We start from the raw sequence: 21429 nt of genomic DNA, 5'->3' as shown, positions 1-21429 counted from the left end.
AAACGATAAAAACTCCCTGATCGCACGATCAAAGAGTTTTTAGTTTGGGTCTCAGTATCCGAACATGGGATCTTCCCCGGCATTTTTCATTTTTCCATGAACCATGGCCACGATCGTAAATGGGATCATGGTAAGCAGCATGGTCAGCTCATAAGCCAAATTGCTCCTTGGATCCGGTTTGCCTTTCAATCGATTGGTCAAGGAGCTCCAAGGGATGCCATAAGCGTTGCCGATCATGATCATCCGGATGGCACCAAGGATCCTCAGGGCTTTTGGCTCTCCATATACATCCACGATCCTGTCCCACGCTTTTCTGGAAGGTTTGCCCCGACTTTCCGTGTAATGTTGCGCAAATAGGATCGCAGGCAGTTCCTCTACCGGTGCATCTTCAAATTCTCCGGCCAGCATTCGCTGGATCTCCTCATTTTTCAATCCTGCTTCCAACGCCATTTTTGTGTGGGCGTAGGAACAGATCAAGCACCCGTTTACTTCAGTAACGGCAAGCATCAACCGTTCGACAAAGGGCTGGGACAATTCACCCGATCTTCGGGCCTTGGCCATGTATCGGACGGTACGCATCCCTTTCATGAGAATGAAATAGGATTCCAACACGGAATGCAACTTTCTGTTTTCATGGATCCTCATTGCAACGCTCCTTTCCACTCCTATCCGGACAAATGCATAACTGCTGGCTCAGTCTCGAACCGGCGGCGTCCAATAGCTGTTGCCATAGATATCGGTGATCTTGTAGCTCATCAGGTAATCTAAATTGGTGACGGCCAGGTTTTCTATATACCATTCTTCTTCCGCCTCGTAGGGATCTCCCAAATAATAAGTGTCGTCGAATTCCCCCTGGTAGCTGTAATAATCGCACAGATAGTCGATCCGATCGCCAACTTCGATCTCCAGCAGACCTTTGGGCTGATTGGGTGTCTCTACTTCGGTATCATAAACGATCTGGGCACCAAGCACTTCTCCGTAAGGTGTTCCCTGATCGAAAGACAGTATCATGTCCGCCAGCTGGCCATTGAGCAGGATCGGCACTCTTCCCATGATCTTGTAGGTATCCCCGTAGGAATCATAGCTGGTCATGTAGTAGCTGACGATCCGATCGTTGATGGCCAGCCAGGTTCCGTCGTATTCCAAGATCAGATCTCCATCCTCGTTGTACTCGAACACGTTGTCCCGTCCAAGATCGATAAAACCTTCTCCATCGTCGATGAATACGCTCAGTTCCATGGTATGGACCAGGTCCCATTCTTCTTCCGTCAATTCCAATACCCGCTGACCATCCTTTATGGAAATATCGATGGATGCCGGATCGATCATGTTTTCACTGTAATATTCCGTAGAATCGGTCACTTGCTGAGAATCCAACCAATCCGGTGCCTGGGTGGCAGCCCCTGTGATGGATGAAAAATCACCCTGGGACAAAAATGCGTTCAACAGGGAACCTATGGCGTTGCTGCTTACCCCCTGGGAACTAGGTGCCGCTCCGCCGCCCAGCAAGGTCTCCAGTAGACCTCCACCCTGGGTCGCCATTTGCCCCCCCGCATTCAAGTTGGCAAAGCTTTTGATGGCCCTGGAATAATCTTCATCCATTCCGATGGCCTCATAGGTGTTCAGCATGGAAGAAACATCGCTAAGTTTGCCATAGGGAAAGAAGATCGAAAGTCCGTTGGCATTGGTGATGTTCTCCGACATCCGGTTGTATTTAACAGCCCCGTCCAGGGCCGTAGCCAGATTGTTCCCTTGCGGTGTGTCCAGTTTTGTCGCAAAATCGATCAGATCGATCTGATTGATCCTGGAAGACGATGCAAATTCCTTGGTTGCCGCCCTGGAATCGGAAACTTTCTTATAGTTTTCCGTTTCGATCAATTCCCCGGTGTTCTGTGCAAAAGAACTGAAATGCGGCGGTACGGTGCTTCCCAGCTCCGCAAGATCAACCAGGGACAACGTAGCCTGAGATTTTGGGGTTTTGCTTTTCACTTCCCGGATGTAATCGTCAATGAGGACCTTCCCCAGATCGATGGTCTCCATGGAGGGATCCCGGGACAAGGCATTGAGCCATCCGGTATAATACCAGCCGATGCCCGGCTCCAATTCTTCGGAAGCGATCAGATAATCCGCATAGGGTTCTGCAACAAAAGCCGTCTCCATGGTGGCCATGAGGCAGGCATCAAATCCGATAAGGTCAAAAGTCGTTCCCGACTGGAACAATGCTCTTTCGATTTCATCCAGTGTCATGGTGTCGCCTTTGTCGTATTCATCATACCCGTATCCGGTCACCGATCCGCCGCCATGATCCCAAAAGATCAGGATATAGCGCTCTGCGGGAAAATTTTTCTCGCTGTAACGGATAAATTCGGTCAAGGTATTGGGATCCACCATGGACTTTCTCCCCAGGTCATCTTCCAGCAAGCGCAATCCCTGAGAATCGATCAGATACCGCTGATTGGTCCGATTGCTGATCACATCGTTTTTCCATTGGGCGGTACCACCTGTCTCCACCACGATCTTCACATTTTCTGACAGGTCCGCATCCAACATCTCCTGAAGGTCCATGGTTGCCATGCCGCTGCGAGACTCCAAGTCGGTACCCAAAAGATAAACCATGATGGTCGTCCGGTCTCTGCCGCCACCCACAAGGGTGGTTCGCTTCGGTCTTGCTTCGGATGCCACCGTACGATCGACAGCATAGGCACCCCCATCATAGGTGCTGGTTCCGGCTTGGATCCCCGGCAAGTTATTCCCCGAGTCGCCCGGTAGTAAAACTCCACCTCCATCACCCATTTTCGAAAAGAAATAATAAATGACAGCAACAACAACAATGATCAAAACCTTGCTGATCCCGCCAGTTGGACCCCGGCTTCCGGACGAACTCGTAGTAGAGCCTGGTATATTGCTCGTGGTTCTGCGATTGAAAAATCCGCCACTGCCGCCTACGGGACCGGAATTTCCCCTTCCAATGCCGCTGCCTCTTTTTTCCACACGTCCACTTCCAGATCCTACTCTTTTTTCACGACCGATCGGGCGATTGCTACGAGCCATGGATTTCATCTCCCATACTTGATTTTCAACTTTCTATATACAGTGATACCCAATTTTTTACACAGCAAAGCTTTTTCCCAAAGAAATGAAACGGCCAACAGCAATAATTGCTCCTGGCCATTTCATTTGTTATCTTCCCAAATCGATGATATTTTGGATGAGGGGTTTGCATCGTCCACAGGGTTCTCCAGTTTCTTCGTTGACCCCAGTGCCGGCACCGGTAGCTTCTCCCACTTTCACAACGGTATCCGCCCCGGCATGGACTGCGGCCACCACGGTTTCCAGAGATACCTGCTTGCATCCGCAAACAGATGCCAGGATGCTTCCCAGTTCGTTCTTGCAGCCTTCACATTCCAAACATGCACCAGTTTTTTCTGCGATCTCTTCTTTGGTTCTTGCTCCAGCGATCATCGCCTTGCGAATGGTGATGTAGTCCACATTGTTTGTCGTACAAATGACTCGATTTCCTGCCATCGATCACGCCTCCTGTATTTGTTTTCTTTTAGTCCTGTCTTAACGTTAATCCCTGTGGGGGTCATTGTCAATATTTGTTATTCATTTACCAAACTTTGCTCTTGTTCTTTCTGGTTCAAAAAATCCACGGCAAATTGTACATGGAAAGCCGCACCAAGTTTCATATAGTCTTCATCGATCTTGAACTTTTCATGATGGGGAGGATAAATGCAGCCCTTTTCCTCATTGATATATCCAATGTTGCAAAATACACCTCTCGCTTTTTCAAAATAATAAGCCATGTCTTCCGATGCCATTTGGCGATTTTGCTTTAAATTTTTCCCTTCTCCAAAGATCTTGTTTGCCGCGGTTTCCGCCAACTTGCACAATGCCTCATCATTGAAAAGGCTCGGTGTACTCTTTTCGATGATCACCTCCGCCTGGATCTCGTATGCATCGGCAATGGCTTTTACATGGCGCTGCAAAGCTTCATGTACGGTCTTTCGTACCTGCTTGTCAAAATATCGCATGGAGATATCCAGTTTTGTGTATTTGGATACGATGTTTGCTTTGGTGCCTCCGACAAACTTTCCAACGGACAAAACCACCGGTTTTTGGGGATCTACATTTTTTGTGACGATCCCTTGAAGGTCCGTGACGAAAAGGCAGGCCGGATGGATGGTATCTTTTGCAAGATACGGGGCCGAACCATGACCGGACACGCCTTGAAATGTTATGTAGATCGTGTCACAACCTGCCATGCGATATCCCGCTTCGATATTGACATACCCGGTTTTGCATCCAGGAGATCCGTGAAGTCCAAAACAGGCATCGACGCCGTCCATTCCCCCGGCTTCTATTATTTTCTTCGCACCAGTGAATGTTTCCTCCCCTTCCTGAAAAAACAGGCGGATCTCTCCATCCCATGAATCTCTGATGTCGAAGAGGATCTTTGCCGCTCCCAAGAGCATGGCTACATGGGCATCATGACCGCAAGCATGCATAACTCCAGGTATTTTTGATGGAAATGGCACATCGGCCTCTTCCTGGATCGGCAGCGCATCCATGTCCGCTCTCAAAGCTACGATTTTGCCAGGATTCCTTCCCCTTATTGTAGCGATCAACGACGTGTTCCCTGCTTTTCGATAAGGAATTTGCAGCTTGTCTAATTCTTCCATGATTTTTTGTTGTGTTTTGAATTCCTGTCCGCTTAATTCCGGCTCCTGGTGCAGCATTCGGCGGATTCGAATGATCTCTTTTTCCTCTTCTTGCGCCAGTTCAACATATGTCGGCATATCTGCCCAGCCTCCTTTTTTCACAGATCCGGCCCAGACCATTTCAACTGCAGCCGGGTCTCTTCGATGCTTTAACTATATCATTGAATAACACCCGCAACTACTTGATCTGAATTTTTTTGGTAAAAAAAAGAAGACGGAGGATACCCCATCTTCTTTACAGATGTTATTGCTTGACTTCGATCGTACTTTCGATCTCTATATTCGGATTTAAACTGGTGAGCACAAAGCACTTTTCATGGGATCTTTTCAGAATCTCTTCTGCCTGATCTTCTGACATGTTCCCCTTGAAAGCAACGTGGATTTTGATCTTATCGAACAATTTGGGTGGCGTTTCCGCTTTTACCCCTTTCACGGTAATTTCAAAATCTTCCATGCTTACGTTCATGGCTTTTGCCGCCGGCAACAAAAACAATCCGGTACAACTCCCCAGGCTCATCAACAAGAGATCCGGAGGGGTGATGGTGCCTTCCTGGTCTTTGTTCGGGCTGATGGAAACGGTTTGGCCGTCTGCCGCTATTCCTTCGAAATTCTGTTTTCCAGTCCATTTGATTTGTATATTCATTTCGACACTCCTATTTCATATTTGGTGTTTTCACATTGAGAACAACAAAGTCCTCGTCTTGATCCGCCCACAAAGCCATGATGGTATTTGGAGGACAAAGAACGATGTCTGTTGCTTCCACCACTGCTTTTTCTTCACCGATTTGAATGGTCCCTTTCCCGGAAACCACGTAGAAAAACACATCTACCGGTACCTCATGGGCCGGTACGGCTTCGCCTGGTTTCATGATCAAATTCATCACTCTTGTGGTTTCATGATCGATCAATTCCTTGGCGAGAACACCTCTCATATTGATTTTTCCTTCGATCTCATTCATTCTAACTATTTTCATATCCATCTTCTCCTTTATTTAAATTTGTATGGCATTTTTTATAAATGCCTGCAGCTCTTTTTTTATATCATCAAGATCCAGATCCTTGGTTCGAATGACACTGTCAAAAACAGTACCCCGAATGGTGCTGAAAATGATCTTTCCCGTCAATGTCGTATTCAAGGGTCGAATTTCGCCGATTTCTATGGCTTCGTCCAATATTGTTTTGAAAAAATCCGGTAATTGGTGCACAAACTTTTGTACTCCATCCAAATCTTGAAGCTCCGGATTCCCGCTTTCCCTGGCAAGGACCATCATCAAATCCCTGTTGATGTCCAACTCCATGAAATGAAAGTCCAAAAATCGGTCAAACTTGTCGATTTGCCTGCCTTGGATTTTCTTTAAGGATTTTAGATAAGTAGCGCGTTTTTCGTATTCACTTAAAAAAATCTCATCCAAAATAGCTTCCTTGCTTTTAAAGTGTGTATATATGCTCCCCACGGCTATACCGGCCTTTTCGGAGATCATTCTCGTCGTTGTATTTGCGTATCCTCTTTCTGCAAGGATCTCTATGGACGTTTTGAGGATCTGTTCTTTTTTCATATCCAGTCTCCTTTATTGAACGAGCGCTCACTCATTTCATACCATGAAACAAGGAAAGAAACAACTGTAGAATCAAAGTTTCGCGTCTTTCTTCCCTTTTTCGTTGAATTTCATCTTTTTTAAGGAGTTTCCACTCCATGATCATTTAAGTATCTTTTCAATTCATCGATTTTGATCTCTCCAAAGTGGAATACGGAAGCGGCCAGCAAAATATCTGCCTTGCCTTCCTCTACGGCTTCCAAAAAATGTTCCATTTTACCCGCTCCGCCCGATGCAATGACTGGTAGGGTAGTGCGTTCTTTGATCCCCATGAGCAGTGGGATATCGTATCCGTTTTTGGCACCGTCTCTGGCTTTACTTGTTGGCAGGAGATACCCTGCGCCACGCCTTTCCGCTTCTATGGCCCATTCCACTGCATCTTTTCCGGTCGCCGTATTGCCACCGTCTACAAATACTTCATAGCCGGAAGGCATGGTATCGTTGATATCTACATCAATGGCCACGACCACTTTGTCAGAACCAAATGTTTCCGACAACTTGTTGATCAGGTCCGGTCGTCGAAATGCCGCACTGCTGAGAGAGACACGATCTGCTCCGGCACTAAGTACCATTTTGGCATCCTCTACAGAACCAATACCTCCTCCCACCGTAAATGGGATGGAAATGACTTCCGAGATCTTTCGTACTACTTCCAACGTCGTTTTGCGGTTTTCGATGGTAGCAGCAATATCGAGGAAAGCCAGTTCATCTGCCCCATTGTCGTTGTAGGCTTTTGCGATCTCCACCGGATCACCAGCATCCTGCAAGTCGACAAAATGAACTCCCTTGACGACTCTTCCATCCTTCATATCCAAACACGGCATGATTCGCACTTTTTTCATTTTCATTCCCCTTCCAGTTCTTTACTACATTGTAAATGAGGATTCTCTTTTCATTCCACTATTTTTCAGACAATTATTGACAAACAATAATTATCATGGTATTGTAGCAGTGTAAATTATTGTTTTTCAATAATTCTGGAGGGATACTATGAATCAGAAAAAGTTTGCAGGACTACTCTTTTTGGAAGCTGTCTTTTGTCTCCTGCTCTATGGGGCACCCCTGTCCATGGCAAAGATCTTCACTTCTTCCATGGCAGTTCCTTTTGAACCGATCGGACTCTTTTTGCGTTATTTGTCCTTGTCCGGCAACACTGGCAACATCATTGCATTGTTACTTTATGCCGTCACAAGCTTGATCCCGCTTCTTGGCCTATTGATCATGGTACGAAAACGAAAACTTCTTGTAGAAGATCTGCTCTTGTTCGTACTGAGCGGACTCCTCTTCTTCATCTTGTATTGGTTCATCAACCCTGGGGAACTGCACCTTCATTTGGGCGGCAGCATTCCGGATGCCATAGGCAAAACCTTGGCAGGTGGAACTTTCTACTCCATCCTCTGCGCTTATGTGGTCATTCGCTTGCTGCGATCGTTTTTTACGGCGAAAAAGGGAGATCTGCACCGGCATTTGACCATTCTTCTTTACGCATTGAACATTGCTTTGATTTTTGTGGCATTCGGTTCTTTGTTCGGCGGATACATCACCAACCTTGCATCCTTGAAAAGCGGAAATACCGATCCAGACCGACAACTCTTTCTTAGTTATGTGTTCCTGTTTTTCCAATATTTGCTTCATGCATTGCCCTATCTCTTAAACGTTCTTGTAGTATTTGCCGCCCAGGAGCTTTTGGGACAAATGAAAGAAAATCGTCATTCGGATCAAGTGGTGGCAGCCGCCGAAAAACTTTCCAAAATAGCTGCCGGGTCCCTGATTTTGATCACAGCGTTGAATGGTGCTTTTAATTTGGTGCAGCTGATATTTGCCAAATCCATCCGCAGCATCAACAGCGTCGTGCCGATTCCTTTGTTTTCCATTGCCTTTGTCCTTGCCGCTGTCATTCTTTCCCAATATATAAAAGAAAACAAACAGCTGCAAGAAGACAACGACATGTTCATTTAAGGGGGTAACAATGGCGATCAAAGTGTATCTCGATGAGATCTTGAGGGAAAGAAACATGACGTCGAAAGAACTTTGTTCCCTGGTGGGGATCACGGAAGCAAATCTTTCCATTTTACGGAGTGGAAAGGCGAAAGGCGTTCGTTTTCATACGATCAACCGCATTTGCTTCTATCTGAAGTGCGATGTAGGGGATCTTTTGAAATTTGATGGTGAATTGGAGGATAACAATGATGAATCTTAAGAGAACGACGAACCTGTTTCTGATAATTTTTCTAGTACTGCTTCTGACCGGTTGCCAACTTGCAAAAGAAAAAGAAGGCACCGTTGAAGAAAAAGACCGCCTCATGGGTGTTTTTATCACAACAGAATATCTCGACCTTTTTGACGGAGAGGTATTTATAAACGATCATGGAGATGACATGTTGGATGGAGATGTCCTTATTCAAGACGAAGGTGCGCCTGGGCAGCGGATCTACGCCCGTCTTCATACGAAAGAACACACTGACCCCGATACGGGCCAAAAAGTGGAATCTTCCGAATACATTTTCGATGACGTGGACGGGATCGCCTTCTTTGCTGCGCAAATCAGCTCGGAAACAGATCAAAGCTATCTGTCCAGTGGCGCCGGTGAAGGCCTTAGTGATGTTCACATAGCCGTTCATTCCGGGGATGCGATGGAAAGCCTGGAATTGACCGGCACCATCTACTATTCCCTGCAGGCAGAAGGCTCGCCGGTATTCTACTTGAACCCTGTCCATCAGGATGCCGACGGCAACGTGTATCTAACATCAGGAACCGGAATATCTTTCGAGAACAACATGGAAGGCGTCAGCACGAACCAGACCATGGAAGAAACCATCACCATGGTGGAGGATGATCAGGAAAAGGAATTCAATACTAAGATATCCGTCACCATTGCTGTGGTTTATGCACCGGAGACCATTCTCCTCTTGCAGATGGATGCCGATCACAACGTACTTTCCCGCAAGGAATACCTTCCCAGCGAGATCCCGGAAACATTGACTGTGGAAGAAAATACAGATTATATTCTAGTCGAATCCCATTACAAGGATCTGGAAGGTGATCCTTCAACAACCCGCACGATCTACGACCATGGCGAAGAATACCTGGAAACCCGCTATTGCAGGGAGGACGGCATTTGCATCAGTCGTGGTACGAAAATCGAGTGGAACAAGTAAATGAATTGCAGAAGGATGATATGGAACAAGCAACCTTAATGTCTCAAAAAATTGAAAACCCTTGGCTGACCCAAGGGTTTTTTTATATTGATCTTTAGTTTTAAATGGAGGCGGCACCCAGACTTGAACTGGGGGTAAGGGAGTTGCAGTCCCGTGCCTTACCACTTGGCTATGCCGCCATATGGAGCGAAAGACGGGATTTGAACCCGCGACCCTCGCCTTGGCAAGGCGATGCTCTACCACTGAGCCACTTTCGCATGATTGATATTGAGTGGTGCCCAAGGGCGGAATCGAACCACCGACACGAGGATTTTCAGTCCTCTGCTCTACCGACTGAGCTACTTGGGCTGATGTGATCCAAACATAAAAAAATGGCGACCTGGAAGGGACTCGAACCCTCGACCTCCAGCGTGACAGGCTGGCATTCTAACCAACTGAACTACCAGGCCGCATAAATGGTGGTCGCAATAGGGCTCGAACCTATGACCCCCTGCTTGTAAGGCAGGTGCTCTCCCAGCTGAGCTATGCGACCATCGTCTCGTTAGAGACAAGTATTATTATAGGGTATCAAATACATGAAGTCAACCATTTTCATTATTTTGCATCCAAAATTTTTCCCAGCTCGTCCCGGTCAAAATGATACTTGGAATTGCAAAAATGGCAGAGGACTTCCGCACCGTCGTCTTCAGAGATCATAGCCTGCAGATCATCTTTTTTCAGCAAGGACAATCCTGATCGAATACGTTCTCTGCTGCAATCACATTTGTACTGTAGAGGTTTTTCAGATATTGTTTCCATTTCTTTACCTTCAAAAATGGAAGTGATCATTTCATCCGTATCAAATCCTTTTCCCAACATGGTTGTGACGCTGTCCAATTCACCGACCCGCTTTTCAAGATAAGAAATGGTCTCTTCCGACGCACCTGGCAGCAGTTGGATCATGAAGCCTCCGGATGCCAAAACCACGTCCTGGGAGTCAATGAGAACCCCCAGAGCCACAACGGAAGGCGTTTGTTCGGAAGCGGCAAAATAATAGGTGAAATCCTCTGCGATCTCACCGCTGACCAAGGGTACCGTACCCGTGTAGGGAGTCTTCATGCCCATGTCCTTTACCACGGTCAACGTTCCTTTCCCCACGGCTCCCGACACATCCAGTTTCCCGTTGTCTTTTAATGGCAGGTAGATCAGTGGTTGATAAATATCCATCTTTACATCCCCGTTTTCCCGGGCAGTGGCGACGATCCCTTTAATAGGTCCATCCACCGTGATTTGAATGCTGATTTTGTCTGCCGGATTCTTCAATGCCATGGTCATCATGGCTAGTGCACTCAACACTCTGCCAGCAGCCGCTGTGGCCGTATACGATGCCTGGTGGATCTTTTGCATCTCTTTGACAGCCTCCAAACTGTTCACAGCTATTACTTGCGCCTCGATCCCTTTGACTCTATATTGAACGATCTTGTCCATCCATATCCCTCCAATTTCTGCGAAAATAAAATCCCTGTCATGCTCAACAGGGATCGGTTCGCTTAATGTTGTTTTTCAGAAGTAAATCTATATTTAAAATATGGTCTTACTTTATTCTAAAACGCTAACATCAGCTGCTTGAGGGCCTTTTTCGCCTTCAACGATTTCAAAACTTACTTCTTGTCCTTCTTTCAAGGATTTGTAACCATCCATTTGGATCGCGGAAAAGTGTACAAATACATCGCTGCCTTCCTCCGTAGACAAGAAACCATAACCCTTTTCAGCATTGAACCATTTTACAGTACCGTTAGTCATTCAAAAATTCCTCCTAATTTAAAAAAATAGATTTGCTTTATGTGTCACATTTTAACACCAAATCTTATGTTTGTCAAAATGTAATTGCATATATTTACCAACGGTCATCCCCTCTTTTGGGCGACCAGAAGGATTTTTTCCGATATGCTCTTCGGCGTTTCCTTTGTTGCAAAATCAAGGATCTCCACATCCATAAACCCTGCATCTTCAAGCCATTTGGACAAATGCTCCTGTGAATAGGATCTTTGCTCATGATACTCGTCAAAACGCTGGTATCGATCCCCCGTGTCCTGAACAAAGAATGCAATGTCGTAACTGCAGATGTCCAGTACCTGATCGTAATGACACTCCCAAATGTAACAAACGTCATCTCCCAAGTAGTGGAAAGAATTATTACCGTATACCGTTTCCAGTCGATAGGGAGTGTTCACATCAAAGATGAATGTGCCACCCGGTCTCAAGCTTTCATAAACCTTATGCAACGCTTCTTTCAACGCTTTTTCTTCCAGTAGGTAGTTGAAGGTGTCCATGGTGGAAATAACGGCGTCAAATCGGGCTGGCAATGAAAGCCGGGAAATGTCTCCCTGGATCCATTGAATATCTGCTCCTGCCGCAAAAGCTTTGTTGTCCGCTTCTACAAGCATCTCCTCGGAAATATCCAGACCGGTCACTTCATACCCCAGATCGTGCATTTCCATGGTGATGTTTCCAGTTCCGCAACCCACTTCCAGGAGGTTTTTTCGCTTCCCGATTCGCTTTGAGAGAATTTCGTTGATCCAGGAGGCATATGCCTTGTAATCCACATCCTCCAACATGAATCGATCGTATACTGCTGCCAATTTATCATACATATTTTCAATAGAAAAAATTATTCTTTTTTCTTTTCCTCCTGAAATAAATGATCAGACCGGTAATGATCAGCACTGCTGAAATTATTCCGATCAGAAAAAACGTGAACTCGCCGCCTAGAAACCGATTGATAAATAGTTCCAATCCCGTAGGTGGTCTTCGATCTTCTTCCAATGCTTCCAAAGTCGCACCCGGTATGCGATCGTAGGCATCCTCCAATGCATTTCGAACAAAATAGTTCAAATCGGGATTGACCCGTTCAAAGTTTATCAGATCGTAAAGTGTTTCATAATCTTTTGTATTGGCCAAACATGTCAATCGATTCAGCAGCACTTTTGTTTGAATGGGGTTGTCCAAACCGCCATAATCCGTAGTGGTTGCACCCAGCAATTCATAGATGGCCAAAGTCTGAGAGTAATTTTTCAAGAACAGGTAACTGTCCGCCATAAGCAAATAAACCATGCTTTGGATCTTGGGTTCTTCTGCCTTTTGTACGTATTCTTTTCCCAATTCAACGACTTTGCCATGGTCTCTGCTTTCAACTGCATGCACAAAAGCTATGAGCTCTTCATTTCCTTGACTCCTCAGCGTATCCTTGATGATCTCATCCACTATCGAGTATTGAAAACGAATGTTGTCGGGTATCTCTTCTACAAAAACCCAAGTTAAAATGAATTGATCGGATATTTCGGTTGGCTCCGGTTCAAAAGAACTGTCAAAATTATAGGCTTTTACCGTTTTGGGATTGAAAGAAACAGTAACAGACACGTTTTCCGGTTGAGAGAGCCAACTTTTGATATGATCCAAATGGATGGAATAGAACATTTTCCCGTCTTCTGTAGATCCGTTTTCTATATTGTAGCTGATACTGGCCGTTTTTGTCTCACCTGCCCCGATAGGCACTTCAAAAGAATAGGCCCTCCACATGTCGTATTGGACCGAAACACCTTGGACCATACTGTTGATTTGATCACCGGACACCAATACACTATTGTATTTATAAGGAGTGAATCGATAGGTGGAATCGGTCATAGTTTTACCAGTCAATGGCATGGCCATATATACGGAAGTATTCTCGCTTCCCGTATTGGTTATTTCATAACTGGCATTGACCGTAGAAGTATTGCGATCATTGACGACAACTGAGATCTCCACATTGGTCAATGCCAAATTTTCTCCCTTCAGCAAATGCAAACCCAGAAATACAGGTTCCGACTCATTGGCTCTGGTAAGCAATGGCTTGGCAAAAAAAACTGCAGTCAACGCCCCAAGGAAAAGAAGGAAAGAAACCAGCCAAAAAGCTCTCTTCTTGCGTTGCTTCACCTAGAAACACCCTCCTCGTCCAAGATCCTTGCATATACTTCCACCCCATGGAGAAGAATAGACTCATCAAAGTTGAACCGGCTGTCATGAAGACCATGGATAAACCCTTTTTTTTCATTTTTCGATCCAAGATAAAAGAACAACCCCGGCACTTCTTTCTGATAGAAGGAAAAATCTTCTGCAATCATCAATGGTTTGGCTTCCTGCCATTCATCAGAACCCAATAATCCGGTGAACATCTCAAACATGTCTTTCGGGTTGGAAACTGGTGGGTACATGTCGATAAAACGAACTTGGATCTTGCATCCAGTTGCCTGAGCAATTCCTTCGGTCACCTGAATTACCCGCATTTTCATATGATCATAGGTGGTTTCTTCATATGCCCGCATGGTTCCACCCAGACGGACATTGCCTGCTATGACATTGACCCGCTCTCCGCCTGTCATTGTTCCAATAGTGATCAAGGCCGTATTGATAGGGTCCACGTTTCGGCTGACAATGGTCTGCAACGCTAGAATCAATTGGGCTGCTGCTACGATGGCATCCACACCCTGATGAGGTGCTGCACCGTGGGCGCTTTCCCCGGTTATCTCAATATATATTTCCCCGGTTTGGGCCATCATGGGACCTTTCCTCGTAGCGATCGCCCCTTCTTCCAGATCGGGCATGATATGGCAGCCGAATATCTTTTCCACATTATTGCTTTTAAGGATCCCTTCATCAACAATGGTTTTGGCCCCACCCGGACCTTCCTCCGCTGGTTGGAAAAGCAGAAGTATGTTGTTTTTAGGCTTGATGTTTTCTTGCTTCAGATAAGCTGCGAAGAGCAACAGCATGGTCATATGTCCGTCATGGCCGCAGGCGTGCATCATATTTGGATGAGAGCTGGCAAAATCCACATTTGTCTGTTCTGAAATGGACAAACCGTCCATATCGGCACGAAAAGCTATGGTCTTATGTGTATTCTCACCTGGTATCAAACAACTGATACCGGTATCGGCAATTATTTTTGTATCCCACCCCAAAGAATGAAGAATCTCCCGGATTTTTTTACCAGTTTGTATTTCTCGGAATCCTTCTTCCGGGATGGCGTGCAGCATCCGGCGGATCTGGATGGCCTGCTCTTTTAGTTTTTTAATTTCGGATCTTACTATCATGGTATCCCCCGTTTAAGAATATTTAATTGCAAAATGCATGATTTTCATGTAAAATGTATCATTGTATATTATATATCATCTAGAAGCGAAAAAACACGAAATTGTTTTATTTTACCGCTGATCCCTGATATAATACAGACAACTGAATATGCTTTGATAGAGGCGCAGCGTTTAAGAGTATTATCCAGAACGAATTCAGGATCGAAGGATCGGATTAGAAAGGAAACGTTGCCGAAGTGAAACGATTCCTGAAAGTCGGTTTGCTGGTTGCCCGGTTAAGAGCCTTGCAACTGTCATCATGAATTGTGATGAAGCGCTATCTGAAAGTCCTGCGGATATCCATAGTTGTTATCTGTCAACTGTCAGCTAGTTTATCATAAACTAGCTTTTTTATTAAGCTTTTACTCTAAAACAAGGAGGTTCTTTTATGAAAAAATACAACGTGGCCGTAGTCGGTGCCACCGGGTTGGTTGGGCAAAAAGTTTTGGAAGTATTGGAAGAACAAAATTTCCCAGTAGACAATCTCTATCCTTTAGCTTCCTCAAGATCTGCCGGAAAAGAAGTTTCTTTCAACGGCAAAAATTGGGTCGTAGAGGAATTGACGGATACTTCCTTTGAACGAGACATCCACATTGCCATTTTCTCCGCTGGCGGAGGAACCAGTTTGAAATATGCGCCCATCGCTGCAAAAAACAACGTGGTGGTCGTAGACAATTCATCTGCATGGCGAATGGACCCCCAAGTGCCCTTGGTGGTTCCAGAAGTCAACCCGGAAGATTTGAAGAATCATAAAAACATCATTGCCAATCCCAATTGCTCCACGATCCAAGCGGTAGTGGCACTTAAGCCCCTTCATGAAGCATATAAGATCAAGCGCATCGTTTATTCCACCTATCAGGCAGTTTCTGGTTCGGGTGTAAAAGGGTTTAAGGACTTGGAAGAAGGGGTACAAGGCAAGGTGAACCAGTTTTATCCCCATCAAATTGCTTACAATTGCATCCCCCACATTGATGTGTTTCTTGATAACGGATATACAAAAGAAGAAATGAAAATGATCGAAGAAACAAGGAAGATCCTACACGAACCCGCCCTGGCCATCACTGCAACGACGGTACGTGTTCCCGTATATTACGGACACAGTGAAAGTGTGAATCTGGAGTTTGAAAATTCCTTTGATCTGAAAGATATCCGTCCCTTGTTGGAAAATGCTCCAGGTATTGTGGTCCAGGACGACGTTGCCAACAATATTTATCCCCTTGCTCGAAATGCAGAAGGCAAAAACGAAGTTTTTGTCGGAAGGATCCGACGGGATGAAAGCGTCTCCTCAGGGTTGAACATTTGGGTCGTTGCAGACAACATTCGAAAAGGAGCTGCAACCAATGCAGTACAAATAGCTGAGCTTCTGATTCAAAATAATCTAATAAGCAGGTGATCAAATGAAAGGTTTGTTCAAAGGATCCGGTGTGGCCATCGTCACTCCCTTCAAGGATGGCGAGATCGATTTTCATCGTTTGGAACAGTTGTTGGAATGGCATATCCAGCAAGGAACAGATGCCATCATCATATGCGGTACTACAGGTGAAACCCCTTGCACCACTGATGAAGAGCAGGAGGATCTTATTGCTTTTGCCATCGAAAAGGTAGATCATCGAGTACCGGTCATCGCAGGAACAGGCAGCAACTCCACGTATCACGCAGTGGCCATGAGCCGCTTTGCCGATGAAAAGGGTGCAGACGGTATTCTAGTGATGAACCCCTACTACAACAAAGGCACCCAAAACGGCATCGTCAAACACTTTCAGGCAGTAAGCGATGCAGTTCGTTGCCCCATCATCGTCTACAACGTTCCAAGTCGCACTGGTTGCAACATCGAAGTGGAGACCATGGTGAAACTTTCACAGATCGAAAATGTCAAGGCTGTCAAAGAGGCCAGCGGCGACATTGTACAGGTAGCTGAGATCGCACGACTTTGCGGCAAGGATCTTGCCATCTATTCCGGCAACGACAATCAAGTGGTTCCCATTTTATCATTGGGTGGTCATGGTGTGATCAGTGTCAGCGCCAATATCATTCCAACAGACATGAGCCGCATGGTCCATCTTTATCATGAAGGAAAAATCAAAGACAGCCTGGAGCTTCAATTGAAAATGAATGGCTTGAACAAGGCTCTTTTCCTGGAAGCCAACCCGATCCCGGTCAAAGCTGCCCTGCAACTGATGAACATGGATACGGGAGAACTTCGGATGCCGTTGACTCCACTGGAAGAGAAGCATCTGGAGGTCCTAAAAAAAGAAATGACAGCATACGGACTGCTGTAGTTGGAGGATTACAATGAATATATTGCTTAGCGGCTGCAATGGAGCCATGGGACAGACCATCGAAACGGTCCTTTCTTCTTTGGAGGGTATGGACATTGTCGCCGGATTCGACACCAAGTCAGCCAACCACCAACGTTTTCCCGTTTATCAAACGTTGGAAAATGTGTCGGAAAATATTGATGTGATCATCGATTTTTCCCATTTCAGTGCATTTGACGCCATCACGGATTTCGCTTTTCAACATCAGATCCCCATCGTAGTGGCCACGACAGGCCTTAGTCTGGAAAACGAGGAAAAGTTGATAAAAATGTCTTCAGAGATCCCTGTTTTCCGTACAGCCAACATGTCCATCGGCATCAACGTCATGCTGGGCCTGGTAGCTCAAGCAGAAAAAATGCTTCAAGGATTTGACATCGAGATCCTGGAACGGCATCACAACAAAAAGCAGGATGCTCCCAGCGGCACTGCCCTCATGCTGGCTGATGCCATCAATCAGGCGACGGATCTTCCCTACGAATTCGTATACGGACGGGAAGGAAAATCGGCCAAACGAAAAGAACGGGAGATCGGCATCCACGCCATTCGAGGCGGCACCATTGCCGGAGAGCATACCGTTCTTTATGCTGGAGATGATGAAATCATCGAGATCACCCACTCCGCAACATCAAAAAAAGTCTTTGCAAAAGGTGCGGTAACAGCTGCAAGATACATCCATGAACGATCCCCAGGCATGTATGACATGAAAAAATTACTGGGTTTAACTTGAGAGGAGAATGAATATGACAAACGAAGAACTAAAAAACCAATTTGATCTGACCAACCCCTATGAGATTGCCAAATACATCAAGGCAGTAACCAAGCAAACACCGGTCAAAGCGTATGTGAACAGCGATTTGACCAAGGATGAGTTGGATGGAATGGAGTTTTATGGGCCATCAACTTCCTGCACCATTTTCGGAGAAAGCAATGTGGTCCTTCCTTTTTTGGAGAAGATCAAAGATCGGATCACGTCCATGCGGATCGAAAACGACCGCAGAAATTCCGCCATCCCAATGATCGATATGACCAACATCGATGCAAGGATCGAGCCTGGCGTGTCCATTCGGGAAGGCGCTCACATCGGTAAAAGTTGCGTACTCATGATGGGAGCGGTCATCAATATCGGCGCCAATATCGGCGATGGAACCATGATCGACATGAATGCAGTAGTAGGCGCCCGAGGCCAATTGGGGAAAAACGTCCATCTTGGTGCAGGAGCCGTCGTAGCCGGAGTGTTGGAGCCACCTAGCAAGACACCCGTTATCGTTGAAGACGACGTGGTCATTGGCGCTAATGCGGTTATACTGGAAGGTGTCAAAGTCGGCAAAGGGGCAGTTGTTGCCGCTGGTGCCATCGTTACCAAAGATGTTCCTGCCAACACAGTCGTTGCCGGTGCCCCGGCCAAAGTTATCAAGGACATCGACGATCAGACCAAAAGCAAAACAGAATTATTGGATGATTTGAGAGGATAGTGTCGGCCATATGAACATCGTGGTACAAAAATACGGCGGTTCTTCCGTGGGAGATATCGAACGGATCCAACGAGTCGCCAAGCGGATCATCAAAAAGAAAGAAGAAGGTTTTCTTCCGGTAGTTGTGGTCTCCGCCATGGGTGACAATACGGACATACTTTTGGATATGGCATATCAAATTTCTTCCAACCCGCCAAAACGGGAGATCGACATGTTGATTTCGACAGGTGAGCAAGTATCCATTGCTCTTTTGTCCATGGCCCTTCAAACATTGGGCCATGATGCCATCAGCCTGACGGGACCTCAAGTCGGGATCAAAACGGAGGGACATCATACCAAATCTCGAATTGCAGACATTGACGACAAAGTGTTGAGGAAGCATCTGGAAAACAATCGAATCATTATTGTCGCCGGTTTTCAGGGGTCCAATCAGGATTCGGACATCACCACCCTGGGACGAGGTGGCTCGGATACTACTGCAGTGGCGTTGGCCGGAAAACTGCAATGCCCCTGTGAAATTTACACGGATGTAGACGGCATCTACTCCCTGGATCCCAGAATGTATTCCAATGCCAAGAAACTGGATACCATCAGTTACGAAGAGATGTTGGAAATGGCCAGCCTGGGAGCCGGTGTCATGCATACACGGGCAATCGAACTGGCTCAGAAATATCGGATCCCCATCCTGGTTGCTTCCAGCATGGAAGAAAAACCAGGTACGATCATAAAGGAGAGTGAACAGAATATGGAAAGTGCAGTCATTACCGGCCTGGCCATCGACAACAACGACGTTCTGATCACGTTGAACAACGTTCCATACAGCATTGCGATCACTGCAGAAATTTTCGATCGACTGGCAAAAAAAGACATCAATATCGATATGATCAGTCAGACCTCTCCCAAGGACCATTCGGTGAATATTTCCTTCACCACCCCAAAAGGAGATCTGGAAGATGCCAAAAGCGCATTACAGCTGATCACCACAAAATTTCAAGAGATCTCCACCCAGGTAAACGACAAGATCTCCAAACTGTCCGTCGTAGGCATCGGCATGCGAAGTCACTCCGGTGTCGCTGCGCAAATTTTTGTTCTACTTGCCAAAGCCAACATCGAGGTACAAATGGTGACCACATCGGAGATCAAGATCTCCTATGTCATCGATCCAAAGGATCAACAAAAGGCGGTAGAACTCATTGCCAGTGAATTCGACCTGTGATCCTATTAGTACATACCAAAGAAAAGTCCGAAGATCCAGCTTCACTACCTGGGCCTTCGGACTTTTTAATATTTTTGGTTATTGTTGGCACAGAAATTCAACAAAAGCCTTCTTGTCCAATCCAAAGAAAAAATCGTTCAAGTCGATTGTCTCCAATGTTTTCATCAATGCATCCCGACGATAGATTTGATGGGTCAGCTTTGCCTCCAATTCTTCAATGGGTCGCCGAACAAAAAAATCTCCGAAGATTTTAATGTTTTTGATTTTTCCTTCGCTGACATTCAATCGGACATCAATGATCCCGCAGTCGAATTTTGCCATGTTTTGAATGTCAAAATCCGGAGAGATCCCCCAGTTCCAATCCCACGTGGAAAACTTCTGTGTCACTTTCTCTTCGATGTTTTTCATGTCTTGGTCGGAAAGAAAGATCTCGTCCATGGGATTCAATTCTCCCATATACTCGACCAGATATTGTTGAAACTCTTGGATCGATATGTCTTTTGTCAGATAAGGCTTGATATTTGTCACCCTGCTGCGCACAGATTTGACGCCCTTGGACTGGATCTTTAGATCTTTGACCTGAAGGGCCTTTGTCAGATTGGACATTTGGGAATCAAAAAGTAAGGTACCGTGGTGCAGTAGTCGATTGCGACGGGCAAATTGGGCATTCCCTGAAAATTTTTTCCCATCGATGGTTATATCATTTCTTCCGCTCAACTCCGCTTTGATCCCTATTTTTTCCAAAGCCAGAATAATAGGTTTTGTGAATTTTCGAAAGTTGTTCACATCCTCTTTCCCGGCCTGCAGGACAAAAGAAAAGTTCAAGTTGCCTTCGTCATGGTAAACGGCTCCACCACCGGACAACCGTCGGGAAACGACCAGACCTTGATCATCCACGTATTCCTTGTTCACTTCTTCAATGGTATTCTGGTGTTTTCCCACGATGATGGAGGGTCGATGTATGTAAAAAAACACATAATCCTCCGGTGGCATGTCATTCAACAGATATTCTTCAAATGCCATGTTGTAGTATGGCATGCTCCAATCGGTTTTGATGTACTTCATATGGATTCCCCCTTTCCTTTCTCATGGATCCGATTATATGGGCAGACGCTCATGCAGATCCCGCATACGGATCCCCTTCCAATGTGCATGTAGGCCTCCTTCATGTAGTCGCTGCAAGACTTGGCATCATATAGGCGATTCCTTTCCAAGCCTGCATGCCACTCCACCCCTTCAATGGCCATAGCCGGACAATGGACCACGCACAAACGGCAGTTCCCACATCGCCCTTCACGGATCGGCTCTCCGACCTCCAAGACCTTGTTTGTCAATACAGTTCCCATTCGAATACCCGGCCCCAGGTTGTTGTGTATGAACATGCCGCTTTTCCCGATCCACCCGCTTCCAGATAACGTAGCTGCCATTCGATGGGAAAAAATTCCTCGAATATCCAGTCCGTCACTGACCGTTTGTGAGGCCGGAACCGGAACTGCTTCGAAACCCTGCTCCTCCAAGAACATTCCAATTTGAAGACATGTCTGGTTGATCAGGGCATTCAATGCCCGATACTGGGCAAAATAGGTTTTTGTAGGTCCGTCTCCCCTGCCCATATCTCGAAGGATCGGTTTGGACAGCGGATAAAACACGGATAAGGCATAGTGAAGATCTCTCCAGTTTTCCGGAACCAAGCCTTCCACTTTCGAATACCCGCTATGAACTACTCCGATTTGCTTCAAAAATCCATCTAAAGATTTCATCGTGACCTCTTTTGTTTTTTTGTTATTTCTCCCATCCTT

General features: G+C 46.0%; 23 protein-coding genes, 5 tRNA genes and 1 riboswitch. Of the genes, 8 read left to right on the top strand and 20 right to left on the bottom strand.

Translation table 11 applies throughout. The annotated features are described in order from the left end of the window. Nucleotides 1-51: 51 nt before the first annotated feature. The 8 genes from J0B03_RS12100 to hisF all read right to left on the bottom strand — a co-directional run bounded on the left by J0B03_RS12100 (nt 52) and on the right by hisF (nt 7158). Nucleotides 52-645: a carboxymuconolactone decarboxylase family protein gene (locus tag J0B03_RS12100; protein ID WP_207299845.1), complete on the bottom strand. Its 594-nt coding sequence runs from the start codon at nt 643-645 to the stop codon at nt 52-54. A gap of 48 nt (nt 646-693) precedes the next feature. Beyond that, on the bottom strand, nt 694-3051 hold the full coding sequence (locus tag J0B03_RS12095; protein ID WP_207299844.1) for a clostripain-related cysteine peptidase: 2358 nt from the start codon (nt 3049-3051) through the stop codon (nt 694-696). 129 nt (nt 3052-3180) lie between these two features. Beyond that, on the bottom strand, nt 3181-3525 hold the full coding sequence (locus J0B03_RS12090) for a (2Fe-2S)-binding protein (RefSeq protein ID WP_207299843.1): 345 nt from the start codon (nt 3523-3525) through the stop codon (nt 3181-3183). A gap of 77 nt (nt 3526-3602) precedes the next feature. Then, entirely contained in the window at nt 3603-4799 is a 1197-nt protein-coding gene (locus J0B03_RS12085) for an amidohydrolase (protein WP_207299842.1), read from the bottom strand. 166 nt (nt 4800-4965) lie between these two features. Further along, the gene (locus tag J0B03_RS12080; RefSeq protein ID WP_207299841.1) at nt 4966-5364 is read right to left on the bottom strand and encodes an OsmC family protein; all 399 of its coding nucleotides are present in this window, start codon (nt 5362-5364) and stop codon (nt 4966-4968) included. Nucleotides 5365-5374: 10 nt separating this feature from the next. Further along, entirely contained in the window at nt 5375-5695 is a 321-nt protein-coding gene (locus J0B03_RS12075) for a cupin domain-containing protein (protein ID WP_207299840.1), read from the bottom strand. Nucleotides 5696-5713: 18 nt separating this feature from the next. Beyond that, nucleotides 5714-6277 (bottom strand): TetR/AcrR family transcriptional regulator, encoded by a 564-nt coding sequence (locus tag J0B03_RS12070; protein WP_207299839.1) that lies wholly within the window; start codon nt 6275-6277, stop codon nt 5714-5716. Nucleotides 6278-6396: 119 nt separating this feature from the next. After that, nucleotides 6397-7158 (bottom strand): imidazole glycerol phosphate synthase subunit HisF, encoded by a 762-nt coding sequence (hisF, locus tag J0B03_RS12065; protein WP_207299838.1) that lies wholly within the window; start codon nt 7156-7158, stop codon nt 6397-6399. A 148-nt stretch (nt 7159-7306) separates the two neighbouring features. Between hisF and J0B03_RS12060 the strand changes: the two genes are divergently transcribed. From J0B03_RS12060 to J0B03_RS12050, 3 genes are read left to right on the top strand one after another with little or no spacing between them, the layout of a single operon-like run. Further along, the gene (locus J0B03_RS12060) at nt 7307-8275 is read left to right on the top strand and encodes a hypothetical protein (protein WP_207299837.1); all 969 of its coding nucleotides are present in this window, start codon (nt 7307-7309) and stop codon (nt 8273-8275) included. A 10-nt stretch (nt 8276-8285) separates the two neighbouring features. After that, nucleotides 8286-8516, top strand: coding sequence for a helix-turn-helix domain-containing protein (locus J0B03_RS12055; protein ID WP_207299836.1), 231 nt, complete (start codon nt 8286-8288; stop codon nt 8514-8516). Further along, the gene (locus J0B03_RS12050; protein ID WP_207299835.1) at nt 8503-9474 is read left to right on the top strand and encodes a hypothetical protein; all 972 of its coding nucleotides are present in this window, start codon (nt 8503-8505) and stop codon (nt 9472-9474) included. Before J0B03_RS12055 ends, J0B03_RS12050 begins: the two co-directional genes overlap by 14 nt. A gap of 105 nt (nt 9475-9579) precedes the next feature. On the opposite strand, the gene J0B03_RS12045 is transcribed toward J0B03_RS12050, so the two are convergent. The 10 genes from J0B03_RS12045 to J0B03_RS12000 form a co-directional block, all read right to left on the bottom strand. Further along, nucleotides 9580-9653: transfer RNA gene (locus tag J0B03_RS12045), tRNA-Cys, on the bottom strand. 3 nt (nt 9654-9656) lie between these two features. Further along, nucleotides 9657-9731, bottom strand: a tRNA-Gly gene (locus J0B03_RS12040). A gap of 15 nt (nt 9732-9746) precedes the next feature. Continuing rightward, nucleotides 9747-9822 (bottom strand) — tRNA-Phe (locus tag J0B03_RS12035). 24 nt (nt 9823-9846) lie between these two features. Further along, nucleotides 9847-9923, bottom strand: a tRNA-Asp gene (locus J0B03_RS12030). A 7-nt stretch (nt 9924-9930) separates the two neighbouring features. Further along, nucleotides 9931-10006, bottom strand: a tRNA-Val gene (locus tag J0B03_RS12025). 62 nt (nt 10007-10068) lie between these two features. After that, a complete protein-coding gene (hslO, locus tag J0B03_RS12020; protein ID WP_207299834.1) occupies nt 10069-10941 on the bottom strand; it encodes an Hsp33 family molecular chaperone HslO in 873 nt (290 codons plus the stop codon). Nucleotides 10942-11052: 111 nt separating this feature from the next. Beyond that, a complete protein-coding gene (locus J0B03_RS12015; protein ID WP_207299833.1) occupies nt 11053-11256 on the bottom strand; it encodes a cold-shock protein in 204 nt (67 codons plus the stop codon). A gap of 104 nt (nt 11257-11360) precedes the next feature. After that, on the bottom strand, nt 11361-12107 hold the full coding sequence (locus tag J0B03_RS12010; protein ID WP_207299832.1) for a class I SAM-dependent DNA methyltransferase: 747 nt from the start codon (nt 12105-12107) through the stop codon (nt 11361-11363). Nucleotides 12108-12111: 4 nt separating this feature from the next. Then, a complete protein-coding gene (locus tag J0B03_RS12005) occupies nt 12112-13428 on the bottom strand; it encodes a hypothetical protein (RefSeq protein ID WP_207299831.1) in 1317 nt (438 codons plus the stop codon). Further along, complete coding sequence (locus J0B03_RS12000; protein ID WP_207299830.1) at nt 13425-14585, bottom strand: M20 metallopeptidase family protein; 1161 nt, start codon at nt 14583-14585, stop codon at nt 13425-13427. The genes J0B03_RS12005 and J0B03_RS12000 overlap by 4 nt, the downstream gene beginning before the upstream one ends. Nucleotides 14586-14734: 149 nt before the next feature. Further along, nucleotides 14735-14912: riboswitch (Lysine riboswitch) on the top strand. A gap of 100 nt (nt 14913-15012) precedes the next feature. On the opposite strand from J0B03_RS12000, the gene J0B03_RS11995 reads away from it, so the two are divergent. The 5 genes from J0B03_RS11995 to J0B03_RS11975 are packed head-to-tail and all read left to right on the top strand — an operon-like array spanning nt 15013 to nt 19630. After that, complete coding sequence (locus J0B03_RS11995) at nt 15013-16017, top strand: aspartate-semialdehyde dehydrogenase (RefSeq protein WP_207299829.1); 1005 nt, start codon at nt 15013-15015, stop codon at nt 16015-16017. Nucleotides 16018-16021: 4 nt separating this feature from the next. Next, nucleotides 16022-16903 carry a 4-hydroxy-tetrahydrodipicolinate synthase gene (gene dapA / locus J0B03_RS11990; protein WP_207299828.1) on the top strand — a complete coding sequence of 294 codons (882 nt, stop codon included), beginning with the start codon at nt 16022-16024 and terminating at the stop codon, nt 16901-16903. Between the two features lie 13 nt (nt 16904-16916). After that, on the top strand, nt 16917-17669 hold the full coding sequence (gene dapB, locus J0B03_RS11985) for a 4-hydroxy-tetrahydrodipicolinate reductase (RefSeq protein WP_207299827.1): 753 nt from the start codon (nt 16917-16919) through the stop codon (nt 17667-17669). Nucleotides 17670-17682: 13 nt separating this feature from the next. Then, a complete protein-coding gene (gene dapD / locus J0B03_RS11980) occupies nt 17683-18414 on the top strand; it encodes a 2,3,4,5-tetrahydropyridine-2,6-dicarboxylate N-acetyltransferase (protein WP_207299826.1) in 732 nt (243 codons plus the stop codon). Nucleotides 18415-18424: 10 nt separating this feature from the next. Then, nucleotides 18425-19630, top strand: a complete 1206-nt coding sequence (locus J0B03_RS11975; RefSeq protein ID WP_207299825.1) for an aspartate kinase — start codon at nt 18425-18427, stop codon at nt 19628-19630. A gap of 78 nt (nt 19631-19708) precedes the next feature. On the opposite strand, the gene lplA is transcribed toward J0B03_RS11975, so the two are convergent. Both lplA and J0B03_RS11965 read right to left on the bottom strand, forming a co-directional pair. Further along, nucleotides 19709-20695: a lipoate--protein ligase gene (gene lplA, locus J0B03_RS11970; protein WP_207299824.1), complete on the bottom strand. Its 987-nt coding sequence runs from the start codon at nt 20693-20695 to the stop codon at nt 19709-19711. Beyond that, nucleotides 20692-21390: a 4Fe-4S double cluster binding domain-containing protein gene (locus J0B03_RS11965; protein WP_207299823.1), complete on the bottom strand. Its 699-nt coding sequence runs from the start codon at nt 21388-21390 to the stop codon at nt 20692-20694. Before J0B03_RS11965 ends, lplA begins: the two co-directional genes overlap by 4 nt. Nucleotides 21391-21429 lie beyond the last annotated feature (39 nt).

The organism is Alkalibacter rhizosphaerae (assembly GCF_017352215.1).
Classification (GTDB): Bacteria; Bacillota; Clostridia; order Eubacteriales; family Alkalibacteraceae; genus Alkalibacter; species Alkalibacter rhizosphaerae.
The sequence above is the reverse complement of the archived record's forward strand: the minus strand, read 5'-3'. Positions and strand labels throughout refer to the sequence as shown.